This is a genomic window from Tepidibacillus sp. HK-1 (assembly GCF_001748485.2).
GTDB classification, from domain to species: Bacteria; Bacillota; Bacilli; order Tepidibacillales; family Tepidibacillaceae; genus Tepidibacillus_B; species Tepidibacillus_B infernus.
The window spans coordinates 1-7,631 of sequence record NZ_BDGM02000041.1 but is presented as its reverse complement, the minus strand read 5'-3'; the positions used below and the strand labels follow the sequence as shown (position 1 = coordinate 7,631).

The window sequence follows — 7,631 nt, the reverse complement described above, 5'->3', positions numbered from 1 at the left end:
GCCATATTCGCTACACAGATCTTTGACAGAAGTGCCTGAATGATACAAATCCACAATCGTTTTCTTAAAGTCATCATTGAATTTTTTGCGTTTCATATTGGACACATCCTCTCCCGTTTTTATTGTAAGGGACTTAACTAAGTTGTGTCCATGAAACTATACTAACATCACTTTTATTTAATTTCTTAAGGTTTTTGTATACGATTCCTAAGTTATGATATATTTTCCCTTTAAGTTTTTCATTATTAAAATTTTCAGCTAGATCTAAAGCTTTTTGCAAATTTTGTTCTGCACTGGCAAAATCTCGTTCCTCTATATATAAACCACCTAATAAAGTATAATTTTCAGCTGCATTTGTCCATTTGTTTTCATGAAGATAAACATCTAAGGCATTATTAGCATACGGAATGGCTAGATTTGTTTTGTTTAATTTTGCCAAAGATAAGGCAATATTGTAGTTAGTTCCGGCCTTTATAATCGGATCTTTTACTAAAGGAAGTTGTTTAAGAAAACATTGGTAACTATCCTCATATTGTTTATTTGTAAAATGGTTGACAGCATTTAGGTAATAATAAGTTTTTTTAAAAAGTTCTGAGGGAATACGGTCTATCTCCACGATTTCGAGAAGGGGTAATAATTTTTTCTCATAAATTATTGCAAAATCCTTATGATTGTTTGTTCTGAAATAATAGTAGCTTTCTAACAAATAATAGAGAGCTTCTTGATCGATAGAGTTAATATAAGGATAATCTTTTTTTATATTTTCTAAAATTGACTCTGCTTCATCTAAGTTTTTAAGATCTAGATTCGCTTTCAAAGAGGATAATTTGGTCTCTAAATCATGATCAATATCCTTATATCTTGTTAAATATTCTTTTGGCACATTAAGTTTTTTTGCAATTGCGATTAATATCTCTTCTGAAGCACCATTTTTACCAACTTCAATATTGCTTAAGTGAGAGTAGGATATAACACCTGTGCCAAAGTCTTTCCTTTTAATCCCCAAATATTCACGCAATTTTTTGATTCGATTACCAATATGCATGAAGTATTTTCTCCTCCCTAGTGTAATGAACGAATTATATTTTCTAATTCCATTTTAAAGGAAAATCAACAATGATAAAGAAATAGGTAATCAAAGATTAGCACTAATTTTAAAAATATGAAATAAAAAGAGGGATTTAATAGCAGGAATATCTAAGAAGCGATAATTTTAGAAACCAATAATAAATGAAAGGAGAAATAAAAAATGGAATTTAAAATGCGTTTTAAAACTAAAAAACTAATTTTTATTTTAAGTATTATTTTCGTTTTATTTATGGCTTCAGTAGCATCAGCAGAACTTCAAGCGGTTTTTGAGTTAGGAAGTGTTACTACAACATATATTGGGGATGCTGAGGGCACCAACCCATATACTGGTGTTTACTATTATTATTGGCGTCATGAAACTATTAAGGGAGATGCTGATCAAGCAAAAACTGCATATTTTAGTAAAGTAAAGGTTGATCATGGCACTACAAGTCCTGCCAATTCAGCTGATTTTGGAGTATATTCAATTGTGGACTCTGTTTACCCAACAGAAAAAACTTATTTATATTTCTATTCTGACCCTGTTACTTTAGCTCAGGAAGCAGCAATAAGTTATACTGCGGAGGTTCAAAATCTTTATACTGAGCTTGTAGTATATGCTAGTGAAGATGGTATTGATGGTCCTACTTATTCTGCTCATTATGATAGATTTGCTTATCAACCATAATTATTTGTTCAAGGAAGGGAGATATCTTTATGAAAAGGATTATTTTTGCTAGTCTTATAATAGCTTTGATGTTTAGTGGAATTGGGTACGCTGAATATACGGAACAAACTAAAAACAATGGTGTAAAACATCAAATAAAATCGGAAAGTCAAATTACTTCTCAACCAGCTCAGGTTTCCTTGGAAAAGGGCAAAGAGCTTATGTCTAACATAGAAGTATTATTGCCAACTTATCTTCCTAAGAACTATAAAATGGAGAATGTAATATATAATGAACCACCTGCGGAATTCAAAAATGGAGTTAAACTTAATATAGAAGCACATAAAGCAATTACTATCAGATATAGAAATCAAAATGACCCTAGTAATTGGATCGACTATACAACAAAAGCTGCACAAGTAATAATTGGAGACAATGATACTCAAGATTTAATGATACAAGGAGTGGAAGGGCAAATATTAGAGTATCCGGATAAAGAGATAATTGCTTTGAGTTGGTATAAAAATAAGACTAATCATTTTATAATTTCAAAAGGTAATATAACTAAAGAAGAAATTCTTAAGTTTGCTGAGTCATTAAAGTAATTAAAATAATAGGTAGATAATATTATTTGATAGTGGTTATAGCTTATTAGTGGTTCAAGCAATCATGCCCATTATCTTTTCTAATTGATAGAAAATTGCTATTAGTATTTAAATATTAATGGGACGGTGAGAAATTATGAATAAAAGAATATTTATCATAATTTTCCTTTTAAGTATGGGGCTAACAGCTTGTAGTAAAAATACATTTCCTAGTGATATTGAAAGAGAAATAGAAAAACAGATGGATGTAAATATAACAATCCCTACACAGGAGAATTTATCGATAACCTTTATTAGTTTATTGCTACCACCCGAATTAGATTTAAAAACAACGGGAAATCGTTATATTGCTCAAGTCATCTATGCAAACGAAAAAGGAGAGCTCATATCATTAACTGATGAACAAAAGCAACAAATTGAGGAAAATAATAGAATGAGAATTCTTTATGGTGAATATAAAGGTGAAAAGACTGTTGAACTTAATATAGGAAAAGGTTCATCTTCTTTATCAGGCTCAGAAAATAAAAAAATTGGGGATGTACTAGTAGAATACAAATTAGAAGAAACAAAACGTGGAAAAATATTATTCCTACTATTTAATGATAAAGATGTTTATTACTTGATGAAATTTCATTTAAGTAGCCTATTTACTGAACAAGATGGATTAAATTTTGCAGCAGATTTAATCAATAACACAAGATAATAATATAAGTATTTCAAATAATTATCTACATTAGTCCTGTCTAATTCCTAAAAGTAAGGAGAATTTTGGACAGGAACAACAAAAATTAACAATAGATGGTCCGTTAATTGTAAAAGATGAACAATTTTTCCATAAAATAATAATTTTATTTAACTGGATAGATAAATACTTTAAGAAATTTACAACCTAAATTCCCTTATATTTATAATGCAGGTTAATTTCTATTGAAATAATTTACAGACTGGTGTACTGTTGTGCCCAATCTGTTCGTTACATTCCTATGGAGGACTTTTTATGAAGAAAAAGGTTATTATACTTGAAATGGTTTTATTTCTGATTACTTTACTGCTTGGGTATTTATATTTACAAGAACAGAAACAAAACAAAATTTTATTGGAAATTATTAATGAAGATGCATATGGTATTTTTTTCTCTTCATTGTCTAGTATGAAGGAATTAGAAGAAACATTAAATCAATGGATCGCGAAGAAAACCATAACTTTAGATGATATGGACGGAATAAGTAATTTATTACAGGAGAATATAGCTAATTTAAATGGTTTGTATGCAACCTACAATAAAATTTATACAAAGAATTTACAGTCACCCCTCATATTTAATGATTACTTTAAAGGTTTACGAAACTTTTTACGTAATTCAAACGCTCGGAGTATCGAGGGTAGTAGTATATTACTAGATGAAGATGATTTAGAAGAACTCAAAAGCTATCAAATTAAGTTAAAATTGATCAATCAGATCTCAAATGAAATATTCCCTGAAGAAGAATGGGAATCCATTCAGGATAAAGGCTTTTTTAATGATTCAAGGTGGATTCAATGGTTTGAAAAATCCGAACAAATTATTATAAGGCCTGAATAAAAAATTAGTAGTGTTGTGAGTACGAAGCAATACTAATCCGAACTAAAATACCTATATTTCAATTGCTTATCGCGAATAACAGATTGGTAAGTTTTAAAAGGGGAATTATAATGATAAGAAAAGATTTTCTGGATTTGTTCCTCGTGATCAGAGTCAGCCCGATCATACTTTCCTTACAGGTGATGTGGCATTAAAACTAATTGGCGATTGGCAGGAGAAGTTCTCACTATTAGTTAGCAATCCTGAAGCTACAATTAAACTTTTTACCGAAGAAGAAATTACTAAATTACATGAACATGGGCTAACTAATACTCAGATAAATATTATGAGCTCTAAGGCTGTAAAAACTTTATTAGATCTATTTGAAACTGAGATTATGAAAGATAGTGAACGTAAGATTGTAATTGAATCGTTTTTGAAAAACAAATGTGCCCCGATTCAGGATAGACATACTATTGTCCTGACGGGAATCGTGCAATATTATCTCTACCCTAATATATGAATGCTTCACTAATTACTAATTAGGAAACGATTATAATATTCTTATTGGTGTTCCTTGTAGCACTTATTTTTTTGTATCTTTCGTTGGAATATTATGTTAGAATTTGGGCATACTGTTTGACGGAAAAATTTTAATAAAACGACTTGAAAAATATGCTAAGTTTTATTATTATTAGAATTGTGTTAGCACTCATTGATGGCGAGTGCTAATAAGAAAATGAAAATTAAACGTATAAGGAGGTTTCTTTTTATGATTAAACCAGTTGGTGACCGTGTGGTTATCGAACCAATTGAAAAAGAACAAACAACTGCTAGCGGTATTGTCTTACCAGATACTGCAAAAGAAAAGCCACAAGAAGGCAAAGTCGTTGCAGTAGGTAGCCGCCGCAATGAAAAAGGAGAGCGCGAAGCATTAGATGTAAAAGAAGGAGATCGCGTGATCTATTCCAAATATGCTGGTACCGAACTTAAGTACCAAGACAAAGAATACTTAATTATGCGTGAAAGCGATATTCTAGCGATTATAGAATAGCCGATAGAATAACACTTCATATACTTATATACTTTATTTTGAAACCAGGAGGCGATTTTGATGGCTAAACAAATTATTTTTGGCGAAGAAGCTCGTCGTGCGATGCTACGTGGTGTAGATGCATTAGCAAACGCTGTAAAAGTAACCTTAGGGCCAAAAGGTCGTAACGTTGTATTAGAGAAAAAATTTGGTTCACCACTTATTACTAATGATGGTGTAACTATTGCAAAAGAAATTGAATTAGAAGACCCATTTGAAAACATGGGGGCTCAATTAGTAAAAGAAGTTGCAACAAAAACAAATGATGTAGCTGGTGACGGTACAACTACCGCTACTGTTTTGGCACAAGCATTAATCCGTGAAGGATTAAAGAACGTAACTGCTGGCGCAAATCCAATGGTAATCCGCAAAGGAATTGAAAAAGCAGTTAATGCAGCAGTAGAAGAGATTAAGCGAATTGCAAAACCAATCGAAGGAAAAGCTTCTATTGCACAAGTTGCAGCGATTTCTTCAGCTGATGAAGAAGTAGGTCAATTGATTGCAGAAGCAATGGAAAAAGTAGGTAACGATGGTGTTATCACTGTTGAAGAATCCAAGGGATTTGTTACTGAATTAGAAGTTGTTGAAGGTATGCAATTTGACCGTGGTTACATTTCTCCTTATATGATTACAGATACAGACAAAATGGAAGCTGTATTAGAAGATCCATATATCTTAATTACAGATAAGAAGATTTCTAGCATTCAAGATATTTTACCAGTCTTAGAAAAAGTCGTTCAACAAGGTCGCCCATTGTTGATCATTGCTGAAGACTTAGAAGGAGAAGCGTTAGCTACTTTAGTAGTAAATAAACTTCGTGGAACCTTCACAGCAGTGGCTGTAAAAGCACCTGGATTTGGTGATCGTCGTAAAGCAATGTTACAAGATATTGCCATCTTAACTGGTGGTGAAGTAATTACTGAAGAATTAGGTCTAGACCTTAAAACAACTACCATTGATCAATTAGGTCGTGCACGCCAAGTACGTGTAACGAAAGAGAATACAATCATCGTTGATGGAAATGGTGATAAAGCACAAATTGGTGCTCGTGTAGGCCAAATTCGTCAACAATTAGAAGAAACTACTTCTGAATTTGACCGTGAAAAATTACAAGAACGCTTAGCAAAACTAGCTGGTGGCGTAGCTGTCATTAAAGTTGGTGCTGCTACTGAAACAGAATTAAAAGAGAAGAAACTTCGTATTGAAGATGCTTTGAACTCCACTCGTGCTGCCGTTGAAGAAGGTATTGTTTCCGGTGGTGGTACAGCACTTGTAAATGTCATAGCTGCAGTTGAAAAAGTTCAAGCAACTGGCGATGAAAAAACTGGTGTTGAGATTGTTAAACGTGCTTTAGAAGAGCCAGTTCGTCAAATCGCTAATAATGCAGGCTTAGAAGGTTCTGTTATTGTTGAGCGCCTCAAGAAAGAGGAAATTGGTATTGGTTTCAACGCAGCTACAGGAGAATGGGTAAACATGATTCAATCTGGTATCGTTGACCCAGCTAAAGTTACTCGTTCTGCATTACAAAATGCTGCATCTGTTTCCGCTATGTTCTTAACAACAGAATCCATCGTTGCCGATAAGCCAGAACCAGAAAAGGCACCAGCAGGTATGCCTGACATGGGCGGCATGGGCATGATGTAATTACTTCTTGATTTAAAGGTCCTTTCTTACATGAAGGGGCCTTTTCTTTAACGTATAGGAAAATATAAAATTTTAGGGAGCGAGAGCTCCCTTTTTAAGTGCAATTTTTGTTAAACTAAAAGTATGGAGACAAACATTCTTAAACAGATTTTTTTCGATGAAAATTCCCGTTGGGACAACTTTATAAAAAACATAAAAAAAGGTTAGGCCTATCGTAATTAAAGAAGTTGAAAAATTCCGTAGTTGTGGAGATTACAATCAAGGTTTTAAAACTATTTGTTTGTGAAGGTTGCCATGATGTAAAAAAGTACCTTATCGTTGTAAAGGAAGGTTTTGTACAATTTGTTTTAATGGGGAAACTGAAGAATGGAGTCGACTACTTGCAGAGGACGTTTTGCAAGTAGCGCATCGTCATGCCATTTTTACGTTGGATGAAGGACTATGGCCTATTTTTTTAAAACATCGTAAAATGCTTAAAGATTTAACTTCCCTCCGAAAGAAGTCTCCCACTGCTAAACGTGAAGGTGTGCCAGCACCAGTGAAAGTGGGAGATGAATTTCGGTTAGGCGTAGCCTAAAGTTGTCTTTTTTTGTTATGATATAATCAGTCTTATATAAATGAAAGGCTGATATATCAATGAAATTAGACTGGGTGAAAATTACAATATTTCCTTAGTAGATTGGAATCACGATGTTGAGAAGCTTTTGCTTACTCACAACGGGTGGTGCGCCCATTGAAGTGAGGTGATTCGATATGGCAAACAAAGCATATAAGTTCCGTCTGTACCCAACACAAGAACAAGAGCAATTTCTTGCGAAAACCTTCGGTTGCGTTCGTTTCGTCTACAATAAAATGTTGGCTGAACGAAAGGAAACATATGAGAAGTTCAAGGACGACAAAGAAGCCTTGAAAAAGCAAAAATTCCCGACTCCTGCCAAGTACAAAAAGGAGTTTGCATGGCTCAAAGAAGTCGATAGCCTTGCGTTGGCAAAC

At 33.2% G+C, this 7,631-nt stretch carries 9 protein-coding genes and 1 pseudogene; 9 read left to right on the top strand and 1 reads right to left on the bottom strand.

All coding sequences use genetic code 11. The features are described 5' to 3' along the window. Positions 1-133: 133 nt before the first annotated feature. A complete protein-coding gene (locus BEN26_RS13520) occupies positions 134-1,045 on the bottom strand; it encodes a helix-turn-helix transcriptional regulator (RefSeq protein WP_069799893.1) in 912 nt (303 codons plus the stop codon). A 204-nt stretch (positions 1,046-1,249) separates the two neighbouring features. Here BEN26_RS13520 and BEN26_RS13515 point away from each other — a divergent pair, with 204 nt between their 5' ends. The 9 genes and pseudogenes from BEN26_RS13515 to BEN26_RS13475 form a co-directional block, all read left to right on the top strand. Then, a complete protein-coding gene (locus BEN26_RS13515; protein WP_069799895.1) occupies positions 1,250-1,756 on the top strand; it encodes a hypothetical protein in 507 nt (168 codons plus the stop codon). A gap of 29 nt (positions 1,757-1,785) precedes the next feature. Further along, positions 1,786-2,340: a DUF4367 domain-containing protein gene (locus BEN26_RS13510; protein ID WP_069799897.1), complete on the top strand. Its 555-nt coding sequence runs from the start codon at positions 1,786-1,788 to the stop codon at positions 2,338-2,340. 136 nt (positions 2,341-2,476) lie between these two features. Next, positions 2,477-3,043 (top strand): hypothetical protein, encoded by a 567-nt coding sequence (locus BEN26_RS13505; protein WP_069799899.1) that lies wholly within the window; start codon positions 2,477-2,479, stop codon positions 3,041-3,043. 294 nt (positions 3,044-3,337) lie between these two features. Next, complete coding sequence (locus tag BEN26_RS13500) at positions 3,338-3,922, top strand: hypothetical protein (protein ID WP_069799901.1); 585 nt, start codon at positions 3,338-3,340, stop codon at positions 3,920-3,922. 184 nt (positions 3,923-4,106) lie between these two features. Further along, on the top strand, positions 4,107-4,424 hold the full coding sequence (locus tag BEN26_RS13495) for a hypothetical protein (RefSeq protein WP_069799903.1): 318 nt from the start codon (positions 4,107-4,109) through the stop codon (positions 4,422-4,424). Between the two features lie 249 nt (positions 4,425-4,673). After that, positions 4,674-4,955: a co-chaperone GroES gene (groES, locus tag BEN26_RS13490; RefSeq protein WP_068727841.1), complete on the top strand. Its 282-nt coding sequence runs from the start codon at positions 4,674-4,676 to the stop codon at positions 4,953-4,955. 60 nt (positions 4,956-5,015) lie between these two features. Next, a complete protein-coding gene (gene groL, locus BEN26_RS13485; RefSeq protein WP_069799905.1) occupies positions 5,016-6,638 on the top strand; it encodes a chaperonin GroEL in 1,623 nt (540 codons plus the stop codon). Between the two features lie 123 nt (positions 6,639-6,761). Then, positions 6,762-7,122: pseudogene (locus BEN26_RS14365) on the top strand (transposase zinc-binding domain-containing protein); the annotation flags it as partial. Between the two features lie 269 nt (positions 7,123-7,391). Then, a partial coding sequence (locus tag BEN26_RS13475; protein WP_181482175.1) for a helix-turn-helix domain-containing protein occupies positions 7,392-7,631 on the top strand: 240 nt, incomplete at its 3' end.